Origin of the sequence: Variovorax monticola (assembly GCF_051216855.1) — a bacterium.
In the GTDB taxonomy this organism is placed as follows: domain Bacteria; phylum Pseudomonadota; class Gammaproteobacteria; order Burkholderiales; family Burkholderiaceae_C; genus Variovorax.
In genome coordinates this window covers 155,233-176,348 of the sequence record NZ_JBPJZP010000006.1, presented here as the reverse complement: position 1 = coordinate 176,348, position 21,116 = coordinate 155,233, and the positions used below count along the sequence as shown (strand labels likewise).

Here is a 21,116-nt window from a genome sequence, read left to right as displayed (position 1 = left end):
CGCATGAAGTTCATCTCGAAACGGTTGTGCCTGGCGGCACTGGGCCTGGGCGCGGCGCTCCTGGTCGCGGCGTGCGGCGGGATGCGCGAAGCCTCCGTGCCGCTGGCGACTTCGCTCGACAAGAGCAGTTGCACCCGCAGCGCCGACACGCTGCTGGTGATGCTCCCCGGCCTGTACTCGACGCCCGACGAGTTCGAACGCGAAGGCTTCGTGCGTGCCGTGCGCGACAACCGCATCGCCGCCGACGTGATGCTGGTCGACGCGCACATCGGCTACTACAACGACAAGACCATCCTCGAACGCCTGAGCGCGGACGTGGTGGCACCCGCGCGCAGCCAGGGCTACCAGCGCATCTGGTTCGTCGGCATTTCGCTTGGCGGCTTCGGCGGCCTGCTCTATGCGCAGACGCACCCCGGCGAGCTGGCCGGCCTGGTCACGCTTGCGCCGTACCTGGGCGAACGCGTGCTCGGCACGGACATCGCCAACGCAGGCGGCCTTGTGAAGTGGAGCGGCCCGCTGGTCGACGCAGCGGCCGGCACCCCGCGCACACCGAACGAAACCCAGCTGTGGCAATGGCTGCGCGGCTATGCGGGTTACACGCAAACCGCAGGCGCGCGCCCGCCGCTCTACCTGGGCTACGGCACGGAAGACCGCTTCGTCTTCAGCCACCGCCTGCTGGCCGCGGCCTTGCCGCCGGAGCGCGTCTTCACGACCGAAGGCGGCCATGACTGGCCGCAGTGGACGCGCCTGTGGCAGCGCATGCTGCCGACCTTGCCGCTGCCGGGCTGCCCCGGTTGAAGCACAGCCGGCGACGGCTCAGTTCGGCTTCAGGCGCAGCAGCTTGCCGTCGGCCTCGTCGGTGAGCACGTAGAGCAGCCCGTCCGGGCCCTGCTTCACATCGCGGATGCGGGCCCGGCCGTCGGCCAGCAGCTTGTGCTCCGCCACCACCTTGCCGTCCTTGAGTTCGATGCGGTCGAGGTAGCCGAACTTGAGCGAGCCGACGAACAGGTTGCCCTTCCAGGCCGCGCCATAGCGGTTGCTGTTCAGGAACGCCATGCCGGACGGCGCGATCGACGGCACCCAGTAGTGCAACGGCTGCTCCATGCCGTCTTTCGCGGTGATGCCGTCGCCGATCTTGCCGCCGCCGTAGTTCTCGCCGTAGGTGATGACAGGCCAGCCGTGGTTGCGCCCGGCCAGCGGAGTGTTGATTTCGTCCCCGCCCTGCGGGCCGTGCTCGGTCATCCAGAAGCGACCGTCGGGCGCGAGCGCGGCGCCCTGCCCGTTGCGGTGGCCGTAGCTCCAGATCTCGGGCAGCGCGCCCGCCTTGCCGACGAAGGGGTTGTCCTTGGGCACGGTGCCGTCCTTGGCGATGCGCACGACCTTGCCCAAGTGGTTGTCGAGCTTCTGCGCGTCTTCCTTGCGGCTGAAGCGGTCGCCCAGCGTGAGGAACAGCGTGCCGTCGCGCGCCTCGACGATGCGGCAGCCGAAGTGCGCGCTGCTGGCCACCTTGGGTTGCTGGCTGAAGATGACTTTCAGCGCCTCGAGCTTCGTGCCGTCGGCCGACAGATCGGCGCGTGCCAGCGCGGTGCTGTTGGCCGCGCCGCTGGCGGCGGGCTCCGAGAAGCAGAAGTACAGCGTGCGGTTTTTCTCGAAGCCCGAGTCGGCCAGCACATCGAGCAAACCGCCCTGTCCGCTGGCGGCGATGCGCGGCAGGCCCGCAATGGGTGCGCCCACCTTGCCGTCCGCCGCGATCATGCGCAGGCGGCCCGGTTTCTCGGTAACCACGAAGCGGCCACCCGGCAGAAAGGTGACACCCCATGGATTTTCCAGACCCGACGCGACGGTTTCCGGTGCCGGCTGTGCCAAGGCGATGCTGCAGAAACCGGTTCCCAGGAGCATCGCCAGGGCGCCTGAAGGACGAAAAAATGGCTTGCTTCGAAAGTTCATGGCTTTTCCTGGGAGTTGGTGCGATCTTGACGAAAGATAGCCACTCGATCCAGGCATGGCCGGAATCCACCCGCAGCGAGAAGGTCCACTGACGGTCAACCGCTTATGGTCAATAAACGTTCGCCGTTACATTTTTTCTTGAGCCGAATCGAAAATTTCAATGTAAATCAATGACTTACATACGCTTTTGCTCATTCTTTTTAAATTGACATAACCGCGCGTCATCAATATCCTACGCGCCATGCGTTTTTTCGTCCTACCCGCGTCTCTCCTCTTTGCCGTCGCTGTTCACGCAGCCCCTCAACAGGATAAAACCGACGACGAGTTGGCACGAATGCTGGCCGACAAGGGCCTGATCGGGCAGCTCAAGCAGGTTCGCCAGACCGTCACGGAGCGCACGTCCGACCTGGTCGTCACGGCCATCGGTTTTCTCGGCGTTCCGTACCGCCGCGGCGGCAACACCGCCGAATCGGGTTTCGACTGCAGCGGCTTCGTCCGCGCCATGTACAACCAGACGGTCGGCCACATGCTCCCCCGTCGCGCCGAAGAGCAAGCCGCCGCCACCGAGAAGATCGACGCCAGCCAGCTCAAGCCTGGCGACCTCGTGTTCTTCAACACCATGCGCCGCGCCTTCAGCCATGTCGGCATCTACGTCGGCGAAGGCAAGTTCATCCACTCCCCCCGCTCCGGCGCCCAGGTGCGCGTGGAAGACATGAACGGCAGCTACTGGCAACGCCGCTTCGACGGCGCCCGCCGCGTGCTCGGCGGCCCGGCGGACGAAGTGAAGGCCGCGGCCCTGGCCCGCACCGGCGACTGAGCTTTCGAACTCCAGACGAAAAAAATCCCGCAGCAGCGGGATTTTTTATGGGCGCTCGGTCAGCGCCCCCTGCGGCAATCAGCTCTTCTTCGCCGGCGGCAGGTCCGTGCAGGTGCCGTGCGCCACTTCTGCCGCCATGCCGATGCTTTCGCCCAGCGTCGGATGCGGGTGGATGGTCTTGCCGATGTCGATCTCGTCCGCGCCCATCTCGATGGCCAGCGCGATCTCGCCGATCATGTCGCCCGCATGCGTGCCGACGATGCCGCCACCCAGGATCCGGTGCGTCTCGGCGTCGAACAGCAGCTTGGTGAAGCCTTCGTCACGCCCGTTGGCGATGGCACGGCCCGACGCGGTCCACGGGAAGTGGCCCTTCTTGACCTTGATGCCTTCTGCCCTTGCCTGGTCTTCCGTGAGGCCCACCCACGCCACCTCGGGGTCGGTGTAGGCCACGCTGGGGATCACGCGGGCGTTGAACGCGGCGCTGGACAGCTCCTTGTCGCCCTTCTGCTCTCCGGCAATCACCTCGGCCGCCACGTGGGCCTCGTGCACCGCCTTGTGCGCCAGCATGGGCTGGCCCACGATGTCGCCGATGGCGAAGATGTGCGGCACATTGGTGCGCATCTGGATGTCGACCGGAATGAAGCCGCGGTCGCTCACCGTGACGCCGGCCTTCTCGGCACCGATCTTCTTGCCGTTGGGGCTGCGGCCCACGGCCTGCAGCACCAGGTCGTACACCTGCGGCTCCTTCGGCGCGTTTTCGCCCTCGAAGGTGACCTTGATGCCCTCCTTGGTCGCTTCGGCGCCCACCGTCTTGGTCTTCAGCATGATGTTGTCGAAGCGCGGCGCGTTCATCTTCTGCCAGACCTTCACCAGGTCGCGGTCGGCGCCCTGCATCAGGCCGTCGAGCATTTCGACCACGTCCAGGCGCGCGCCCAGCGTGGAATACACGGTGCCCATTTCGAGGCCGATGATGCCGCCGCCCAGGATCAGCATGCGCTTGGGGTCGGTGCCCATCTCGAGCGCGCCGGTGGAGTCCACGATGCGCGGATCGCCCTTGGGCATGAATGGCAGGCTGACCGACTGCGATCCGGCCGCGATGATGGCGTTGCGGAACTTGACGGTCTGCTTCTTGCCGGTCGTGTCCCAGCTGGTGCCGGTGCTTTCCTCGACTTCCAGGTGGTACGGGTCGATGAAGTTGCCCACGCCGCGCAGCACCGTCACCTTGCGCATCTTGGCCATGGCCGTGAGGCCGCCGGTGAGCTTGCCCACCACCTTGTTCTTGTGGCCCAGCAGCTTGGCACGGTCGACCGTGGGCGCGGCGAAGCTCACGCCGAGGTCGGCGAAATGCTTGACCTCGTCCATGACCGAGGCCACGTGCAGCAGCGCCTTCGACGGGATGCAGCCGACGTTCAGGCACACGCCGCCCAGGGTGGCGTAGCGCTCGATCAGCACGACCTTCAGGCCCAGGTCGGCGGCGCGGAAGGCGGCCGAGTAGCCGCCGGGGCCAGCACCGATGACGACCACGTCGCACTCGACATCGATCTTGCCGCCGTAGGTGGAGGCCACGGGTGCGGCGGCAGGTGCCGGTGCCGGGGCAGCCTTGGCGGCGGGTGCCGCTGCGGCCGGGGCAGGCGCCGGTGCAGCAGGCGCAGGCGCGGCCGCAGCGGCACCGTCCACCTCCAGCGTCAGCACGACCGAGCCCTGCTTGACCTTGTCGCCCACCTTCACGGCGATGGCCTTCACCACGCCGGCGTCGGACGACGGAATCTCCATCGAGGCCTTGTCCGATTCGACCGTGATCAGCGACTGCTCGGCCTTGACCGTGTCGCCGACATTGACCAGCACCTCGATCACCGCGACTTCGTCGAAGTCGCCGATGTCGGGCACCTTGATTTGTTGTTCGCTCATTTGGACACTTTCAGTTTGAGTGTGAGAACGTCGACCGGAGGGGCCGAATTGCGATCGAATTCGCAGGCGGCGGCAATGCCTGCCTCCGCCACGTCGCGCGACGTGCGCAACTTGATGTCATATGCCGCGTGCATGGCGCCCAGAGCAAAGCTGCGTCCCGAGCCGATGGCCCAGAACTGCTTGAACTCGAACACCTCGCGGTAGCTGTAGACGCCGTAGATGCCGCTCTGGTTGGCCATCAGCATCGTGAACTGGCTCGACTCGTAGGGCTCGTGCTCGTCTTCCTTGGTCTGCATGAAGAACGAGTCTTTCAGCACCGCATGCAGCCGCGTGAAGGTGCGAAAGATCTCGTGCTTGCTGCCGAACAGCAACTGCTCGCGCGGTTGCGCGGCCAGCGCATGCTGCAGCACCAGGAAGTGCGCAGCAGCGCCGGCCACGGCGAACAGGCTCTGGCCCGCCGCCTCCTCGACGGTGAAGATCTTCTGGTTCGCCTCGGCGCGGTGCGAGAGCCGCGTGTCGCCGAAGGTCACCAGGGAATCGGCTGCCATCGTGACCTGGCCGCCCTTGCGGACGGCCACTACGGTGGTCATAGCAGGATTCGGCGATAGTCCGCGAGCACCTGGCCCAGGTAGGCGTTGAAACGCGCAGCCAGGGCGCCGTCGATCACGCGGTGGTCGTACGACAGCGACATCGGCAGCGTGAGACGCGGCACGAACTGCTTGCCGTCCCACACCGGCTTCATCTGGCCCTTCGAGAGGCCGAGGATGGCCACCTCAGGCGCGTTGATGATGGGCGTGAAGTGCGTGCCGCCGATGCCCCCGAGCGAGCTGATCGACATGCAGCCGCCCTGCATGTCGCCCGAGCCGAGCTTGCCGTCGCGCGCCTTCTTGGCGAGCTCGCCCATCTCCTGGCTGATCTGCAGGATGCCCTTCTTGTCGGCATCCTTCAGCACCGGCACCACGAGGCCGTTGGGCGTGTCGGCCGCGAAGCCGATGTTGTAGTACTGCTTGTAGACCAGCTGGTCGCCGTCCAGGCTGGTGTTGAACTCGGGGAATTTCTTCAGCGCCGAGACCACCGCCTTGATGACGAAGGCCAGCATCGTGACCTTCACGCCCGACTTCTCGTTCTCCTTGTTGGTGGAGACGCGGAAGGCCTCGAGCTCGGTGATGTCGGCTTCGTCGTTGTTGGTGACGTGCGGAATCATCACCCAGTTGCGGTGCAGGTTCGCGCCGCTGAGCTTCTTGATGCGCGACAGGTCCTTGCGCTCGACCGTGCCGAACTTCGTGAAGTCGACCTTGGGCCAGGGAATGAGGCCCAGCGCGGCGCCGTCGCCACCACCGGCCGGTGCCTTGGCCGCGGAAGCCTTGGTGCTGGCCTGGCCGCTCATCACGGCCTTGGTGAAGCTCTGGACGTCGTCCTGCGTGATGCGGCCCTTCGGACCGGACCCCTTGACCTCGTCGAGAGGCACGCCGAGTTCGCGGGCGACCTTGCGCACCGACGGCGAGGCGTGCGGCAGCTTGCCGCTGGGCGTCGTGGTCGGGTCGTGTGGCGCCGCGGCGGCCGGGCTCGCGGCGGGTGCCGGCGAAGCGGCGGCGGGTGCCGCAGCGCTGGCAGTTGCGGTGGCCGGTGCGGCCGCCGCAGCCTGTGCAGGCGCAGGCGCAAGCGCTGCGGCACTGGCCGCACCTTCGAGCACGGCGATCAGGTCGCCGATGTTGACGGTGTCGCCGACCTTGACCTTGAGCTCCTTGAGCACACCGGCGCCCGACGACGGGATTTCCATCGAGGCCTTGTCCGACTCCACCGTGATGAGCGACTGCTCGGCCTTCACCGTGTCGCCGACCTTCACGAGCAGTTCGACGACCGCGACGTCCTTGAATTCGCCGATGTCGGGGACCTTGATCTCGATCGGGCCCGAGGCGGCAGGCGCTGCGGCCGGCGCAGGCGCTGCAGCCGTCGGCGCGGGCGCGGCGACGGCGGGCGCCGCAGCCGGGGCTGGCACAGGCGCAGCGACAGCACCCGCCTCTTCAGCCTCGAGCACGAGCACCACCGAGCCCTGCTTGACCTTGCCGCCGACCTCGACCTTGATTTCCTTGACGACACCCGCCGTCGACGACGGGATCTCCATCGAGGCCTTGTCCGATTCGACCGTGATGAGCGACTGCTCGGCCTTGACCGTGTCGCCCACCTTCACGAGCACCTCGATCACCGCGACTTCATCGAAATCGCCGATGTCCGGCACCTTTACTTCCACTGCTGCCATATCGTTGTCTCCCGCCGTAAGGCGCCGTTCGTTCGTTGGTTGTTGATGTTCAAGCGTAGAGCGGGTTGACCTTGTCGACATTGATGCCGTACTTCTTGATCGCTTCCACCACCTTGGCCACCGGCACGGTGCCGTCTTCGCTCAGCGCCTTGAGCGCGGCCACCACGATGTAGTGGCGGTTGATCTCGAAGTGCTCGCGCAGCTTGTTGCGGAAGTCGCTGCGGCCGAAACCGTCGGTGCCCAGCACCTTGTAGGTACGGCCCTTCGGGATGAACGGACGAATCTGCTCGGCGTAGGCCTTCATGTAGTCGGTGGATGCCACCACCGGGCCGCTCGATGCTGCGAGCTGCTCGGCCACGAAAGGCACGCGCGGCGTCTGGTCGGGGTGCAGCAGGTTCCAGCGGTCAGCATCCTGGCCGTCGCGCGTGAGCTCGTTGAAGCTCGGGCAGCTCCACACCGAAGCCGACACGCCCCACTCTTTTTCGAGCAGCTCTTGCGCGGCAAAGCTTTCGCGCAGGATGGTGCCGCTGCCCAGAAGTTGCACGGTCGGCGCCTTGGCCTTCAATGCGGGGCCCTCCTTGGCCAGGTACATGCCCTTGATGATCTGCTCTTCGGTGCCAGGCTTCAGGCCGGGCATCGGGTAGTTCTCGTTGAGCAGCGTGATGTAGTAATACACGTTGTCCTGCTTCTCGACCATTCGCTTCAGGCCGTGGTGCAGGATGACGCCCACTTCGTGCGCGAAGGTCGGGTCGTAGCTCACGCAGTTCGGGATGGTGTTGGCCAGGATGTGGCTGTGACCGTCTTCGTGCTGCAGGCCTTCGCCGTTGAGCGTGGTGCGCCCCGAGGTGCCGCCCAGCAAAAAGCCGCGGGCCTGCATGTCGCCGGCCGCCCAGGCCAGGTCGCCGATGCGCTGGAAGCCGAACATCGAGTAGTACACGTAGAACGGCACCATGATGCGGTTGTTCGTGCTGTACGACGTGGCCGCCGCGATCCAGCTCGACATGCCGCCGGCTTCGTTGATGCCTTCCTGCAGGATCTGGCCGGCCTTGTCTTCCCTGTAGTACATGACCTGGTCCTTGTCGACCGGGGTGTACTGCTGACCGTGCGGGTTGTAGATGCCGATCTGGCGGAACAGCCCTTCCATGCCGAAGGTGCGGGCCTCGTCCACCAGGATGGGCACCACGCGCGGGCCCAGGGCCTTGTCGCGCAGCAGTTGCGTCAGGAAGCGCACGTAGGCTTGTGTGGTCGAGATTTCGCGGCCTTCGGCCGTGGGCTCCATCACCGACTTGAAGACGTCCAGCGACGGCACCGTGAAGCTCTCTTCGGCCTTGGTGCGGCGGTGCGGCAGGTAGCCGCCGAGGGCCTTGCGACGCTCGTGCAGGTACCTCATCTCGGGCGTGTCGTCGGCCGGCTTGTAGAACGGCAGCTCGGCGATCTGGCTGTCCGGAATCGGAATGTTGAAGCGGTCGCGAAAGGCCATGATGTCCTCGTCGCTCAGCTTCTTCGTCTGGTGGACGTTGTTCTTGCCTTCGCCGATCTTGCCCATGCCGAAGCCCTTGACGGTCTTCACGAGCAGCACCGTGGGCTGGCCCTTGTGGTTGTGGGCGGCATGGAAGGCGGCATACACCTTCTGCGAGTCGTGGCCGCCGCGCTGCAGGCTCCACACCTCGTCGTCGGTCATGTGCTCGACCATCTTCAGCGTGCGCGGATCGCGGCCGAAGAAGTTCTTGCGCACGTAGGCACCGTCGTTGGCCTTGAACGACTGGTAGTCGCCGTCGTTGCACTCCATCATGATCTTGCGCAGCGCGCCGTCATGGTCCTTCGCGAGCAGTGCGTCCCAGCCCTTGCCCCAGATCAGCTTGATCACGTTCCAGTTGGCGCCGCGGAATTCGCCTTCGAGCTCCTGGATGATCTTGCCGTTGCCGCGCACCGGGCCGTCCAGGCGCTGCAGGTTGCAGTTGATGACGAAGACCAGGTTGTCGAGGTTCTCGCGCGCCGCCAGGCCGATGGCGCCCAGCGATTCGACTTCGTCCATTTCGCCGTCGCCGCAGAACACCCACACCTTGCGGTTCTCGGTGTTGGCGATGCCGCGTGCGTGCAGGTACTTGAGAAAGCGCGCCTGGTAGATGGCCATGAGCGGGCCCAGGCCCATCGACACCGTGGGGAACTGCCAGAACTCCGGCATCAGCTTGGGGTGCGGGTAGCTCGACAGGCCCTTGCCGTCCACTTCCTGGCGGAAGTTGAGCAGTTGCTCTTCGGAAAGGCGGCCTTCCAGATAGGCGCGGGCGTAGATGCCGGGCGACACGTGGCCCTGGATGTACAGCAGGTCGCCGCCGTGGTTTTCGCTCTCGGCGTGCCAGAAATGGTTGAAGCCGGCACCGAACATGCTCGCCAGCGATGCGAAGGAGCCGATGTGGCCGCCCAGGTCGCCGCCTTCGGCCGGGTGGTGGCGGTTGGCCTTGACCACCATCGCCATCGCGTTCCAGCGCATGTAGGCGCGCAGGCGCTGTTCGATCTCGAGGTTGCCGGGGCTGCGGGCTTCCAGGCCGGGCTCGATGGTGTTGACGTAGCCGGTGTTGGCCGAGAACGGCAGGTCCACGCTATTCTGCCGGGCATGTTCGAGCAGTTGCTCGAGAAGGAAGTGGGCCCGCTCGGGGCCTTCGCTCTGGATGACGGAGGACAGTGCATCCATCCATTCACGGGTCTCCTGGGCGTCCGCGTCGTTCGCGGCCGAGCCGTACAGGTTCTCTGGATTTGCCGACATGCTTGTCTCTCCTTTTAGGGCTGTGGCGGTAATTTAGTGCGCTATGCGATCAGCGCGGCGGAGTTTCTCATAGAAACATCGAGATTTCAAATAGTGCGCATTCATTTCTCAATGTGATATTTCGGCAACTTACTGACGCTGGAAGGCAACCATACGGGAGCCCATGGCACCACCGCTTTCCCCATCGTTTCCAAGGGGGCTTCACCTAAACTCGGCCCATGCCTTTTTCCTCCCCGCTGGCGGTCGCCCGCAGTGCCGTGAACGCGTCGCCCCTGTCCTGGTGGCGCAAGTGGTGGCGCCGGCAAACACCGGTGCTGCAGGACGCCGTCGCCATGCTGGCGCCCATGGCGGCCGTGCTTCTTTTTCTGGCCGCCATCGTCTCGGCGTTCTGGTACCTGCGAACCGAAGAGGTCGAGCGCGAGCAGGAGTCGGTGCGCCGCGACGTCGAATATGCGCAGCAGCGCATGCGCCTGCGCTTGCTGGAGCGCCAGGAGCAGTTGATGCGCATCGCGCGCGATGCCTCCAACCGCGAGATCGACCCCGTCGAGTTCACCAGCCGGGCCGAGTCGCTGGTCAGCCAGTTCCCCGAGCTGCAAACGATCACCTGGATAGACGACCGCCGCCGCTTCAAGGCCGGCTATGCCGCGCCCAGCGTGCACCCGGCGCAGCAGCACCTGATCGGCGACGTGCTGCGTCCCGGCGACATCGAGAGCAACTACGCGCTGGCGCGCGAGCTGCGCCAGCCTGTGTATTCGCAGCCCGTGGCCGGCGGCGAGCCTGCAGCCATGCTGCAGCTGCACATTCCCCTGTTCGACCAGGGCCTGTTCGCGGGTGTGGTCCTCGGCGAGTTCTCGGTCGACGGCCTGCTGCGCTACGGCATGCCTTCCGAGGTGCAGGCACGCTATGCGGTGTCGCTGCTCGACGCCAAGGGCCATGTGATCGCCGGCAACACCGCCAGCCTGAAGGACAGCGGCACCCGCCTGCTTCCCTGGACCGAACGCACCAACGAGTACGAAGTACCGGTGTCTCCCGTGGGCAATGCGCTCGTGCTGCGCGCCCAGGCCTACCGCACCTCGCAGGGCGTGGTGGGCAACGGCCTGTTCTGGCTGGTGTGCGCGCTCAGCGTGCTCACGAGCTGGATGCTGATCGGCACCTGGCGCCACACGCGCCGCCGCCTGCAGGCCCAGCAGCGGCTGGTGGCAGAGACCAACTTCCGCCGCGCGATGGAAAACTCCATGCTCACCGGCATGCGCGTGCTCGACCTGCAAGGCCGCATCACCTACGTGAACGCCGCCTTCTGCGCCATGACGGGCTGGAGCGAGGAAGAACTGGTCGGCCAGTCGCCGCCCTTCCCCTACTGGCTGGAGTCCGACCGCGAAGTGATGAACGAGCGGCTGGAAGAAGAGCTCCACGGCCGCGCCCTGCCCGGCGGCTTCCAGGTGCGCGTGAAGCGCAAGAACGGCAGCGTGTTCAACGCGCGGCTCTATGTGTCGCCGCTGATCGACGCGCGCGGCCACCAGACCGGCTGGATGACGTCGATGACCGACATCACCGAGCCCACGCGCATCCGTGAGCAGCTGTCGGCCTCGTACGAACGCTTCACCACGGTGCTCGAGGCGCTGGACGCGGCCGTGTCGGTGGCGCCCATCGGCAGCGAGGAGCTGCTGTTCGCCAACAAGCTGTACCGCCTGTGGTTCGGCTCGGACACCGTGGGCCACCTCGGCATGGTCGCGCAGGCGGGCGTGCCGGCCTCGAACGCGCACGACGAGGGCCTGGACGACGTCGACCCCTACGCGGGCCTGCCGATCGACACGCTCACCGCCGCGCAGGCCGCCAACAACGAGATCTTCGTGCCGCACCTGGGCAAGTGGCTCGAAGTGCGCTCGCGCTACCTGACCTGGGTCGACGGCCGGCTGGCGCAGCTCGTCATCGCCACCGACATCACGCCGCGCCGCGACGCGGAGGAGCAGGCCGCCGCGCAGGCCGACAAGGCCCAATCGGCGAGCCGCCTCATCACGATGGGCGAAATGGCGTCCAGCGTGGCGCACGAGCTCAACCAGCCGCTGACGGCCATCACCAACTACTGCAACGGGATGATGTCGCGCATCAAGGGGCAGACGATCGACACCGAGGCGCTGCTGGCCGCGCTCGAGAAAACCTCCAAGCAGGCGCAGCGCGCGGGCCAGATCATCCAGCGCATCCGCTCCTTCGTGAAGCGCAGCGAGCCCAACCGCACACCGGCCGACGTGGCCACCATGGTGAGCGAGGCGGTAGAACTCGCGGGCATCGAGCTGCGCCGGCGCAACGTGCGCCTGAACCATTACGTGGCCGCGCGGCTGCCGGTCGTGCGGGTCGACCCGATCCTCATCGAGCAGGTGATGGTCAACCTGCTGAAGAACGCGGCCGAGTCCATCGATATCGCCGACCGGCCGCTGGCGCGCCGCAGCGTCGAGCTGCGGGTGCTGCCCAAGGTCATCGAGGGCCACAACGCCATCGAGTTCTCGGTGCAGGACACCGGCAAGGGCCTGGCACCCGAAGTGATGGACCGGCTGTACGAAGCTTTCTTTTCCACCAAACCCGAGGGCATGGGCATCGGCCTCAACCTGTGCCGCACCATCGTCGAGTCGCACCGCGGCCGGATGCAGGCGGAGAACATCTACAATGGTCCGGATGTGATCGGATGCCGTTTTTCCTTCTGGATTCCGGTGTTGGACGCTATCAGTTCCGTAGCTAGCGACGAGACAAAGGTACCTGCATGAGTTTGATTCCGAAGAAGGGCACGGTCTACGTCGTCGACGACGACGAAGCCGTACGCGATTCGCTGCAATGGCTGCTCGAAGGCAAGGACTACAGAGTCCGCTGCTTCGATTCCGCCGAATCCTTTCTCTCCCGATACGACCCGCGCGAAGTCGCCTGTCTGATCGTCGACATCCGCATGGCCGGCATGACCGGCCTCGAACTGCAGGACCGGCTGATCGAGCGGCGCTCCCCGCTGCCCATCGTGGTCATCACCGGCCACGGCGACGTTCCCATGGCGGTCGACAGCATGAAGAAGGGCGCGATGGATTTCATCCAGAAGCCCTTCAACGACGAAGAACTCGTCACGCTGGTCGAGCGCATGCTCGAACATGCGCGCGGCGCCTTCACGCAGCACCAGCAGTCGGCCAGCCGCGATGCGCTGCTGTCCAAGCTCACCGGCCGCGAGGCGCAGGTGCTCGAACGCATCGTGGCGGGCCGCCTGAACAAGCAGATCGCCGACGACCTGGGCATCAGCATCAAGACGGTCGAGGCGCACCGCGCCAACATCATGGAAAAGCTCAACGCCAACACCGTGGCCGATCTGCTCAAGATCGCCCTCGGCCAGGCGGCACCAGCGGCCAAGGCCTAGCGAGCAGCTATCTCTTCGATAGCAATGAATGTCCACCACGCCTGCGCAAGCGGGCGTTTTTACTTGGAAAATCAGAACCGATGACCGCCCAACTGATCGACGGCAACGCCCTCGCCAAAACCATTCGCGCCGAAGTCGCCGGCCGCACCGCCGCGCTCAAGGCCCGAGGCGTGAACCCGGCCCTGTCCATCATCCTCGTGGGCGAAGACCCTGCAAGCCAGGTCTACACGAAGCACAAGGTCAACGACAGCGCCCAGACCGGCCTTCAGGCCACGCTCGAGACCTACCCCGCCGACATGAGCGAAGCCGATCTGCTGGCGCGCATTCGCACCCTCAACGACGACCCGAATGTGCATGGCATCCTGGTTCAGTTGCCGCTGCCCAGGCACATGGACAGCCAGAAGGTCATCGAGACGATTTCGCCCGCCAAGGACGTCGACGGCTTCCATGTCGCCAGCGCCGGCGCGCTGATGACCGGCGCCCCGGGTTTCTGGCCCTGCACGCCGCACGGCTGCATGAAGATGCTCGAATCCATCGGCTACGACCTGCGCGGCAAGCACGCCGTGGTCATCGGTCGCAGCAACATCGTCGGCAAGCCGATGGCCATGATGCTGCTCGCCAAGAGCGCCACCGTGACCATCTGCCACAGCGCCACGCAGGACCTGGGCGCCATCACGCGCCAGGCCGACGTGATCGTCGCCGCGGTGGGCAAGCGCAACCTGCTCACCGCCGACATGGTGAAGCCCGGCGCGGTGGTCATCGACGTGGGCATGAACCGCAAGGAAGACGGCAAGCTGGCCGGCGACGTCGATTTCGACGGCGTGAAGGAAGTGGCCGGCTGGATCACGCCCGTGCCCGGCGGCGTCGGCCCCATGACGCGCGCCATGCTGCTCGCCAACACCCTTGAAGCGGCCGAACGCGCCGCAACGTAAGGACCATTCCGTTGCTCGCTCACTGCGTGTAGCCGCCTCCCCCTCAAGGGCACCACCAGCGGCCCGGCAAAGCCGGTTGCACGGTGGTTCCCCAAACGGCTTCGCTACGCTCGACCAGGACCTCTCACATGACCAACCCCCTCCTCGACTTCAACGATCTTCCGCTGTTCGACCGCATCAGGCCCGAGCATGTCGCGCCCGCCGTCGATGTGCTGCTGGCCGATGCCGACGCCGCGCTGCAGGCGGTGACCGCGCCCGAATTCCCGGCCGACTGGAATGCCATCTCGAAGGTGCTCGACGTGGCCTCCGAACGCTTCAGCCGTGCCTGGGGCGCCGTGGGCCACCTGAACGCCGTGGCCGACACGCCCGAGCTGCGCGCCGCCTACAACGAGGCCATGCCGCGCGTCACCGCCTTCTGGACGCGCCTGGGCTCGGACGAGCGGCTGTACGCCAAGTACAAGGCCATCGACGTTTCCACGCTCAACGCCGAGCAGCGCCAGGCGCATCGCAACGCGGTGCGTAACTTCGTGCTGGGCGGTGCCGAGCTGCAGGGCGACGCCAAGAAGCGCTTCGCCGACATCCAGGAACGCCAGGCAGAGCTGAGCCAGAAGTTCAGCGAAAACGCCCTCGACGCGACCGACGCCTTCGCGTACCACGCCGCGTTCGGTGAGCTCGAAGGCGTACCCGAAGACGTGGTGAGCGCCGCACGCTCGGCCGCCGAAGCCGACGGCAAGGACGGCTACAAGCTCACGCTCAAGATGCCGTGCTACCTGCCTGTGATGCAGTCCGCCAAGAGCAGCGCGCTGCGCGAAAAGCTCTACCGCGCGTACGTCACGCGTGCCAGCGAATTCGGCGACGCCGCCTTCGACAACACGGCGCTGATCACCGAGATCCTGGCGCTGCGCGAAGAAGAAGCCAAGCTGCTGGGCTACAACAATTTCGGCGAGCTGTCGGTCGTGCCGAAGATGGCCGAATCGCCCGAGCAGGTCGTGAAGTTCCTGCGCGACCTGGCCGTCAAGGCCAAGCCCTACGGCGAACGTGACCTGGCCGACCTGCGCGTCTTCGCGTCGGAACAACTGAGCATCACCGACCCGCAGCCCTGGGACTGGAGCTACATCGGCGAGAAGCTCAAGGAAGCGCGCTACGCTTTCAGCGAACAGGAGGTCAAGCAGTACTTCCCGGCGCCGAAGGTCATGGCCGGCCTGTTCAAGATCGTCGAAACGCTGTTTGAAGTGGCGATCCGCCGCGACAGCGCGCCCACGTGGCACCCGAGCGTGGAGTTCTACCGCATCGAGCGCGCCGGCCAGAAGGTCGGCCAGTTCTACCTGGACCCTTCCGCACGCGCCGCCAAGCGCGGCGGCGCCTGGATGGACGACGTGCGCGCCCGCTGGCTGCGCCCGGACAACGGCGTGCTGCAAACGCCCATCGCGCAACTGGTGTGCAACTTCGCCAGCGGCGTGGACGGCAAGCCGCCGCTGCTCACGCACGACGACGTGACCACCCTCTTCCACGAGTTCGGCCACGGCCTGCACCACATGCTCACGCAGGTGAACGAGCGCGACGTCTCGGGCATCAGCGGGGTCGAGTGGGACGCGGTCGAGCTGCCGAGCCAGTTCATGGAAAACTTCTGCTGGGAGTGGGACGTGCTCAAGCACATGACCGCCCATGTCGATACCGGCGAGCCGCTGCCGCGCGCGCTGTTCGACAAGATGACGGCCGCCAAGAACTTCCAGAGCGGACTGCAGACGCTGCGCCAGATCGAGTTCTCGCTGTTCGACATGCTGCTGCACACCGAGTACCGCGCCTCGGCGGCCAAGACAGGCGACGTGATGGCGCTGCTCGGCACGGTGCGCAGCGAAGTGGCCGTGATGCCTTCGCCCCCTTTCAGCCGCACGCCGAACACGTTCAGCCACATCTTCTCGGGCGGCTACGCGGCCGGCTACTACAGCTACAAGTGGGCCGAGGTGCTGAGCGCCGATGCCTACGCGGCCTTCGAGGAAACCGTGGGCGCCGACGGCGAGCCGAACATCGAGACCGGCCGCAAGTACCGCCAGGCGATCCTGGAGGCCGGCGGCAGCCGCAGCGCGATGGACTCGTTCAAGGCCTTCCGCGGCCGCGAACCGCAGCTTGATGCGCTGCTGCGACACCAAGGCATGGCGCAGGCCCAGCCCGCTTGATGCGGCGCTGAAGCTTGCGATACTCGGGCGATGCACACGACCCCTTACAAATTCTCACTGCATCGCCTGGGCGCACAGGTGGCCGGCGGTTGCCTCCTGCTCGTTGCCGCGGGCGCCATGGCGCAGTCGGTCTACCGCCAGGTCGACAAGAACGGCAAGGTCACTTTCTCGGACCGCGCGCCCGCCGCGAGCACCGAGCCCGCATCGGGCGCGCCAGGCAGCCCCACCTCACCAGCCAACACCGGCGGGCTGCCGTATGAGCTCAGGCAAGTGGTGCAACGCTACCCCGTCATGCTCTACACGCGTGATGATTGCAGCCCCTGCGCAATGGCCCGCACGATGCTCGTGACGCGCGGCGTCCCGTTCGACGAACGTTCGGTCAAAAGCAATGAGGACATCGAGGCATTCCAGCGGCTGAGCAGCCAGCGCACGATGCCGCTGCTCACCATCGGCGCGCAACAACTCAATGGTTTTTCGGACACCGAGTGGTCGCAGTACCTGGACGCCGCGGGGTATCCGAAGAGCAACAACCTGCCCGCAGGCTACCGCAACGGGTTGGCTCGGCCTCTGACAGCACAACAGGAAGCGTTGCCAGCGGCGCGTGCCCCTGCATCGCAGGCCGCGCAGCCCTCTGCGCCCCCTGTTTCGAGCGAGCCGAGCCCGAGCAACCCGGCCGGCATCAAGTTCTGACCCTGGCGGTCGGGGCCCTCGCGGCAGCAGGACGCCAGGCAAACCTCAGTCGAACCTCAAAGTCTTCACGCCCGCCGAGGTGCCCAGCAGGCAGACATTGGCCTTCTGGTGCGCGAAGACGCCGACCGTCACCACGCCCGGCCACTGGCTGACTTCAGACTCGAAGGTCAGCGGCGCGGTGATCCGCAGGCCCGTCACGTCGACGATGTGCTGCCCGTTGTCGGTCACCAGCGGCAGCCCGTCCTTCTCGCGCACCTGGGCAATGCCGCCCATGGCGGCGAACTGCCGCATCACGCGGCGCACTGCCATCGGAATCACTTCGACCGGCAGCGGAAAGGCGCCCAGCGTCTCGACAAGCTTGGACGCATCGGCGATGCAGATGAACCTGCGCGACTGGGCGGCCACGATCTTCTCGCGCGTGAGCGCGGCCCCGCCGCCCTTCACCATGAACCCGCGGTGGTCGATTTCGTCGGCCCCGTCGATATAGACGGCCAGCTCTTCCACCTCGTTGCTGTCGAACACCGGAATGCCCAGCGCGCGCAGGCGCTCGGTCGAGGCCACCGAGCTGGAGACGGCGCCCTTGATCTCGTCCTTGATGGTGGCCAGCGCGTCGATGAACTTGTTCACCGTGGAGCCGGTGCCGACGCCGACGATCTCGCCCTTGACCACGTAGGCCAGCGCGGCGCGGCCGACCTGGGCCTTGAGTTCGTCCTGAGACAGTGGGTTTGAAGGGGTTGCAGGGGCGGGTGCGGTCATCGCGGAGAATCCTTGGCTCATAGAAGTCCAGAATTATCCGATGCCCCTGCTGATGCCCTCCTCGCTCTACGGCCTGGCCCGCCCTTTCCTGTTCGGTTTCGACCCCGAGCACGCCCATGAAATCACGCTCGACGGGCTGGCGCGCACGCAGAACACGCCGCTGGCCTGCGCCTACTCGGCATCGCGCGTGAACGACCCCATCGAGCTCGCCGGGCTGACATTTCCGAACCGCGTGGGCCTGGCGGCCGGGCTCGACAAGAACGCCCGCTGCATCGACGCCTTTGCCGCGATGGGCTTCGGCTTCGTCGAGGTCGGCACGGTCACCCCGAAGGCCCAGCCCGGCAACCCCAAGCCGCGCATGTTCCGGCTGCCGCAGCGCGACGCGCTGATCAACCGGCTCGGCTTCAACAACGAAGGGCTCGACGCCTTCCTGGCGAATGTGCAGAAGGCGCGCTTTCGCAAGGGCGGCGGCGCCAAGGCGCCGATGCTGCTGGGCCTGAACATCGGCAAGAACGCCGCCACGCCGATCGAGCGCGCGGTGGACGACTACCTCGCCTGCCTCGACGGCGTGTACCCGCACGCCGACTACGTGACGATCAACATCTCGAGCCCGAACACCGCCAACCTGCGCTCGCTGCAGAGCGATGAAGCGCTCGACGCTCTGCTGGGTGCGGTGGCCGAACGGCGCGAGGCGCTGGCCGCACGGCACGACAAACGTGCGCCGCTGTTCGTGAAGATCGCGCCCGACCTGGACGCAGCCCAGGTTGCCGTGATCGCAGCCACGCTGAAGCGCCACGGCATGGACGGCGTGATCGCCACCAACACCACGCTCGCACGCGATGCGGTGAAGGGCCTGCCGCATGCCGATGAAGCCGGCGGCCTCTCGGGCGCGCCGGTGCGCGAATCGAGCAACCGCGTGATTTCGCAGCTTCGTGCGGCGCTGGGCGCGGGCTTTCCGATCATCGGGGTGGGCGGCATCCTGAGTGCAGCCGACGCCACGGACAAGATCGCCGCGGGTGCGGACGTGGTGCAGATCTACACCGGCCTGATCTACCGCGGCCCCGGGCTGGTCCGCGAAGCCGCCCAGGCGCTGCTGCGCGATCGCAACAAGGCCTGAGCTTTCGGCTTTTCTTTTCGCTCAGCGCATGCGCCAGAGCACGGGCGCAATGAACGCGGCCCAACGCAGCAGTCGCTTCGGCCGGATCACCACGACGGCCGCCGCGGCGACAACACCCGCGGCCACCGGGTGGGCGCGAGCGATGCGCAACGCTGCGGCGCCGGCTGATTCGTTCGATGGGGGCGCCTCGCGCTCGCGCGCACCGCCTGCACCCTCCGCGGCGGCCGGCTGGGTTTCTCGCCCCCCCTGCAACGTCGCGATGCGTTGGCGCTGACGCTCCATGCGCGCGAGCAGTTCTTCGCGCGTAGCGGGCCTCGCGGGACGAGGCGCCTCTTCGTCCTGATGCGGGTCCTTGCCAAGGCCGAACTGGTCCTGGACCCAGGTCCAGTCACGTTCGAATTCATGGCGCGCCGGCACGAAGCTGTTGGACGCGTTGCGCAACGTCAGCAGCAAGCCGACAGCCGCTGCCAGCCACAGCACCACCCACACACCCGCGACCGACCAGGCGGCCGTGATGCGGTACGGCGTTTCCCAGAAATGGACCACCACCGCCACGGACAGCAAGGCCACCGTGACCGTGGTCAGCCCCAGCACGGCGACCACGAGGAGGAGCATCAGCTTGAGGCGCTGCTTCTCGTCCTCCCAGGCCATGCGCAGCAGTTGCACTCGGTCTTCGGCCGCAAGGGCGCCCTCGGCCGCTGCGATGCGCAACCGACGAATCCGGGCGTCCAACCCGAACAGGGACAGCAGCCTCATGGGCTGGCTCCGGTCATCCCCGACTGAAGGCTGCGGTGCGAGTTCAGGTCAGCGGCGGCCAAGCAACAGACCCACCAGCACGCCGACGGCCAGTGCGGCACCGGCGATCTGCCACGGTTCGTCGTGGGCGTAGGCGTTGGCGGAGTTGGCCGCTTCGCGGGCCTTCTTGGCGGCGAGCTTGCTCTTCTCTGCGGCGAGTTCGCGTGCGATGGCCAGCTTGGTGTCGATGCGCTGGCGCAGCGCCTTGATGTGGGGAACCGAATCCAGGTCCTTGCTTGCCAGCACGCCGCGCACGTCGCTTGCAATGTCTTCGGCTGCTGCTTCAAGATTTTGGGATGCACTCATTGGAAACTTTCCTCCGTGATGACACCGGCACCGCGCCGGCGGCTTCACGCCAGCAAATGGCGTGCTGTCATGTTACAGGCACAAAAGACCCTCATGCGCGACGGAAGCGCAGACTTTGACGCTGTTCGCGTCACGCGTCCGCCAGCAAGTCGGCCACATGGCGCCCGATGGCCAGGCTGCTCGTGAGCCCCGGCGATTCGATGCCGAACAGGTTGACCAGGCCTGGCACACCGTGCGATGCGGGTCCGTCGATCACGAAGTCGGCGGCCGGCTCGCCGGGACCAGAAATCTTGGGCCGCATGCCCGCATAGCCCGCAACCAAAGCCCCGTCGGGCAGTGCAGGCCAGTACTTGCGCACCTCGGCATAGAAACCGTCGCCACGCGTTGGGTCCACGACCAGGTCGCCTGCCGATTCGACCCACTGCACGTCCGGGCCGAACTTTGCCTGGTTGCCCAGGTCGATCGTCAGGTGCACGCCCAGGCCGCCCGGTTCGGGCACCGGATAGACGAGGCGACCGAAGGGTGCGCGCCCAGACAGGGTGAAGTAGTTTCCCTTGGCGAAATACGCCGTCGGCACCGACGAAGACCGGAGCCCCTCGAAGCGACGGGCCAGTGCCGGCGCCCCGAGTCCGGCCGCGTTGACGACACTGCGGCACCTCAGCGCAGTGCCGTCCTGCGCGATCAGGACAATGCCGCTGCCGCTGCATTCGGCACGCAGCACCGGCGATTTCAACGCCAGCATGCCGCCGGCGTTCTCGAGGTCCCCGAGCAGGCTCAGCATCAACGCGTGGCTGTCGACGATGCCGGTACTCGGTGAATGGAGCGCCGCAACGCAATGCAATTGCGGCTCCAGCTGGATCGCCTGCTGCGCGGTCATCAGTTCGAGGTCGTCGACGCCGTTGGCGGCGGCTTTGGCTCGAATCACATCGAGCTGGGCCGCCTGCTCCAGCGACGTCGCGACGATGAACTTGCCGCAGCGCCGGTGCGGCACGCCCCGCTGCGCTGCATAGGCGTAGAGCAGTTCCTTGCCCTCGACGCAAAGTCTCGCCTTCAGCGAACCCTGCGGGTAGTAGATGCCTGCATGAATGACCTCGCTGTTGCGCGAACTGGTTCCAGTGCCGACGGCGCCTTCGGATTCCAGCACCAGCACTTCTCGGCCTGCGAGCGCCAGTGCGCGCCCTACGGCCAAGCCCACCACCCCGGCGCCGATGACGGCGCAATCAATTTCGTCCATCGTGCGAGCTTAGCGCGGCTCGCAC

Annotated in this window: 17 protein-coding genes; 8 read left to right on the top strand and 9 right to left on the bottom strand. The window is 66.3% G+C overall.

Annotated features, from left to right (window positions below):
- Positions 1-3 precede the first annotated feature (3 nt).
- Positions 4-798, top strand: a complete 795-nt coding sequence (locus ACSFA5_RS21820) for an alpha/beta fold hydrolase (protein ID WP_435446131.1) — start codon at positions 4-6, stop codon at positions 796-798.
- A gap of 18 nt (positions 799-816) precedes the next feature.
- On the opposite strand, the gene ACSFA5_RS21815 is transcribed toward ACSFA5_RS21820, so the two are convergent.
- Positions 817-1,899 carry a PQQ-dependent sugar dehydrogenase gene (locus ACSFA5_RS21815; protein ID WP_435446130.1) on the bottom strand — a complete coding sequence of 361 codons (1,083 nt, stop codon included), beginning with the start codon at positions 1,897-1,899 and terminating at the stop codon, positions 817-819.
- 289 nt (positions 1,900-2,188) lie between these two features.
- On the opposite strand from ACSFA5_RS21815, the gene ACSFA5_RS21810 reads away from it, so the two are divergent.
- A complete protein-coding gene (locus tag ACSFA5_RS21810) occupies positions 2,189-2,764 on the top strand; it encodes a C40 family peptidase (protein ID WP_435438589.1) in 576 nt (191 codons plus the stop codon).
- Positions 2,765-2,842: 78 nt separating this feature from the next.
- Here ACSFA5_RS21810 and lpdA read toward each other — a convergent pair whose 3' ends face one another.
- The 4 genes from lpdA to aceE are packed head-to-tail and all read right to left on the bottom strand — an operon-like array spanning position 2,843 to position 9,696.
- A complete protein-coding gene (lpdA, locus tag ACSFA5_RS21805) occupies positions 2,843-4,672 on the bottom strand; it encodes a dihydrolipoyl dehydrogenase (protein WP_435446129.1) in 1,830 nt (609 codons plus the stop codon).
- On the bottom strand, positions 4,669-5,262 hold the full coding sequence (locus tag ACSFA5_RS21800) for an Ntn hydrolase family protein (protein WP_435446128.1): 594 nt from the start codon (positions 5,260-5,262) through the stop codon (positions 4,669-4,671). Before ACSFA5_RS21800 ends, lpdA begins: the two co-directional genes overlap by 4 nt.
- The gene (gene aceF / locus ACSFA5_RS21795; RefSeq protein WP_435446127.1) at positions 5,259-6,932 is read right to left on the bottom strand and encodes a dihydrolipoyllysine-residue acetyltransferase; all 1,674 of its coding nucleotides are present in this window, start codon (positions 6,930-6,932) and stop codon (positions 5,259-5,261) included. The genes ACSFA5_RS21800 and aceF overlap by 4 nt, the downstream gene beginning before the upstream one ends.
- Positions 6,933-6,981: 49 nt before the next feature.
- Positions 6,982-9,696, bottom strand: coding sequence for a pyruvate dehydrogenase (acetyl-transferring), homodimeric type (aceE, locus tag ACSFA5_RS21790; protein WP_435446126.1), 2,715 nt, complete (start codon positions 9,694-9,696; stop codon positions 6,982-6,984).
- A gap of 218 nt (positions 9,697-9,914) precedes the next feature.
- Between aceE and ACSFA5_RS21785 the strand changes: the two genes are divergently transcribed.
- From ACSFA5_RS21785 to ACSFA5_RS21765, 5 genes are all read left to right on the top strand, one after another.
- The gene (locus ACSFA5_RS21785; RefSeq protein WP_435446125.1) at positions 9,915-12,455 is read left to right on the top strand and encodes a PAS domain-containing sensor histidine kinase; all 2,541 of its coding nucleotides are present in this window, start codon (positions 9,915-9,917) and stop codon (positions 12,453-12,455) included.
- Entirely contained in the window at positions 12,452-13,084 is a 633-nt protein-coding gene (locus tag ACSFA5_RS21780; protein WP_012747279.1) for a response regulator transcription factor, read from the top strand. The genes ACSFA5_RS21785 and ACSFA5_RS21780 overlap by 4 nt, the downstream gene beginning before the upstream one ends.
- Positions 13,085-13,164: 80 nt before the next feature.
- Complete coding sequence (folD, locus tag ACSFA5_RS21775; protein WP_435446124.1) at positions 13,165-14,016, top strand: bifunctional methylenetetrahydrofolate dehydrogenase/methenyltetrahydrofolate cyclohydrolase FolD; 852 nt, start codon at positions 13,165-13,167, stop codon at positions 14,014-14,016.
- A gap of 128 nt (positions 14,017-14,144) precedes the next feature.
- Positions 14,145-16,193, top strand: a complete 2,049-nt coding sequence (locus ACSFA5_RS21770; RefSeq protein ID WP_435446123.1) for a M3 family metallopeptidase — start codon at positions 14,145-14,147, stop codon at positions 16,191-16,193.
- A 30-nt stretch (positions 16,194-16,223) separates the two neighbouring features.
- Positions 16,224-16,883 carry a glutaredoxin domain-containing protein gene (locus ACSFA5_RS21765; protein ID WP_435446122.1) on the top strand — a complete coding sequence of 220 codons (660 nt, stop codon included), beginning with the start codon at positions 16,224-16,226 and terminating at the stop codon, positions 16,881-16,883.
- Positions 16,884-16,928: 45 nt separating this feature from the next.
- Here ACSFA5_RS21765 and rpiA read toward each other — a convergent pair whose 3' ends face one another.
- Positions 16,929-17,639, bottom strand: a complete 711-nt coding sequence (rpiA, locus tag ACSFA5_RS21760; RefSeq protein ID WP_435446121.1) for a ribose-5-phosphate isomerase RpiA — start codon at positions 17,637-17,639, stop codon at positions 16,929-16,931.
- Positions 17,640-17,679: 40 nt separating this feature from the next.
- Here rpiA and ACSFA5_RS21755 point away from each other — a divergent pair, with 40 nt between their 5' ends.
- Positions 17,680-18,756 carry a quinone-dependent dihydroorotate dehydrogenase gene (locus ACSFA5_RS21755; protein WP_435446120.1) on the top strand — a complete coding sequence of 359 codons (1,077 nt, stop codon included), beginning with the start codon at positions 17,680-17,682 and terminating at the stop codon, positions 18,754-18,756.
- Positions 18,757-18,777: 21 nt separating this feature from the next.
- On the opposite strand, the gene ACSFA5_RS21750 is transcribed toward ACSFA5_RS21755, so the two are convergent.
- The 3 genes from ACSFA5_RS21750 to ACSFA5_RS21740 all read right to left on the bottom strand — a co-directional run bounded on the left by ACSFA5_RS21750 (position 18,778) and on the right by ACSFA5_RS21740 (position 21,091).
- Positions 18,778-19,512: a phage holin family protein gene (locus tag ACSFA5_RS21750; RefSeq protein ID WP_435446119.1), complete on the bottom strand. Its 735-nt coding sequence runs from the start codon at positions 19,510-19,512 to the stop codon at positions 18,778-18,780.
- Positions 19,513-19,560: 48 nt separating this feature from the next.
- On the bottom strand, positions 19,561-19,857 hold the full coding sequence (locus ACSFA5_RS21745) for a glycine zipper domain-containing protein (RefSeq protein WP_007828200.1): 297 nt from the start codon (positions 19,855-19,857) through the stop codon (positions 19,561-19,563).
- A 130-nt stretch (positions 19,858-19,987) separates the two neighbouring features.
- Complete coding sequence (locus ACSFA5_RS21740; protein ID WP_435446118.1) at positions 19,988-21,091, bottom strand: NAD(P)/FAD-dependent oxidoreductase; 1,104 nt, start codon at positions 21,089-21,091, stop codon at positions 19,988-19,990.
- Positions 21,092-21,116 lie beyond the last annotated feature (25 nt).

Bases quoted from the DNA above. Each gene is read 5' to 3' on its own strand.
- ACSFA5_RS21820 (WP_435446131.1), top strand. From the start codon at position 4: ATGAAGTTCATCTCGAAACGGTTGTGCCTGGCGGCACTGGGCCTGGGC.
- ACSFA5_RS21815 (WP_435446130.1), bottom strand. From the start codon at position 1,899: ATGCTCCTGGGAACCGGTTTCTGCAGCATCGCCTTGGCACAGCCGGCA.
- ACSFA5_RS21810 (WP_435438589.1), top strand. From the start codon at position 2,189: ATGCGTTTTTTCGTCCTACCCGCGTCTCTCCTCTTTGCCGTCGCTGTT.
- lpdA (WP_435446129.1), bottom strand. From the start codon at position 4,672: ATGAGCGAACAACAAATCAAGGTGCCCGACATCGGCGACTTCGACGAA.
- ACSFA5_RS21800 (WP_435446128.1), bottom strand. From the start codon at position 5,262: ATGACCACCGTAGTGGCCGTCCGCAAGGGCGGCCAGGTCACGATGGCA.
- aceF (WP_435446127.1), bottom strand. From the start codon at position 6,932: ATGGCAGCAGTGGAAGTAAAGGTGCCGGACATCGGCGATTTCGATGAA.
- aceE (WP_435446126.1), bottom strand. From the start codon at position 9,696: ATGTCGGCAAATCCAGAGAACCTGTACGGCTCGGCCGCGAACGACGCG.
- ACSFA5_RS21785 (WP_435446125.1), top strand. From the start codon at position 9,915: ATGCCTTTTTCCTCCCCGCTGGCGGTCGCCCGCAGTGCCGTGAACGCG.
- ACSFA5_RS21780 (WP_012747279.1), top strand. From the start codon at position 12,452: ATGAGTTTGATTCCGAAGAAGGGCACGGTCTACGTCGTCGACGACGAC.
- folD (WP_435446124.1), top strand. From the start codon at position 13,165: ATGACCGCCCAACTGATCGACGGCAACGCCCTCGCCAAAACCATTCGC.
- ACSFA5_RS21770 (WP_435446123.1), top strand. From the start codon at position 14,145: ATGACCAACCCCCTCCTCGACTTCAACGATCTTCCGCTGTTCGACCGC.
- ACSFA5_RS21765 (WP_435446122.1), top strand. From the start codon at position 16,224: ATGCACACGACCCCTTACAAATTCTCACTGCATCGCCTGGGCGCACAG.
- rpiA (WP_435446121.1), bottom strand. From the start codon at position 17,639: ATGACCGCACCCGCCCCTGCAACCCCTTCAAACCCACTGTCTCAGGAC.
- ACSFA5_RS21755 (WP_435446120.1), top strand. From the start codon at position 17,680: ATGCCCCTGCTGATGCCCTCCTCGCTCTACGGCCTGGCCCGCCCTTTC.
- ACSFA5_RS21750 (WP_435446119.1), bottom strand. From the start codon at position 19,512: ATGAGGCTGCTGTCCCTGTTCGGGTTGGACGCCCGGATTCGTCGGTTG.
- ACSFA5_RS21745 (WP_007828200.1), bottom strand. From the start codon at position 19,857: ATGAGTGCATCCCAAAATCTTGAAGCAGCAGCCGAAGACATTGCAAGC.
- ACSFA5_RS21740 (WP_435446118.1), bottom strand. From the start codon at position 21,091: ATGGACGAAATTGATTGCGCCGTCATCGGCGCCGGGGTGGTGGGCTTG.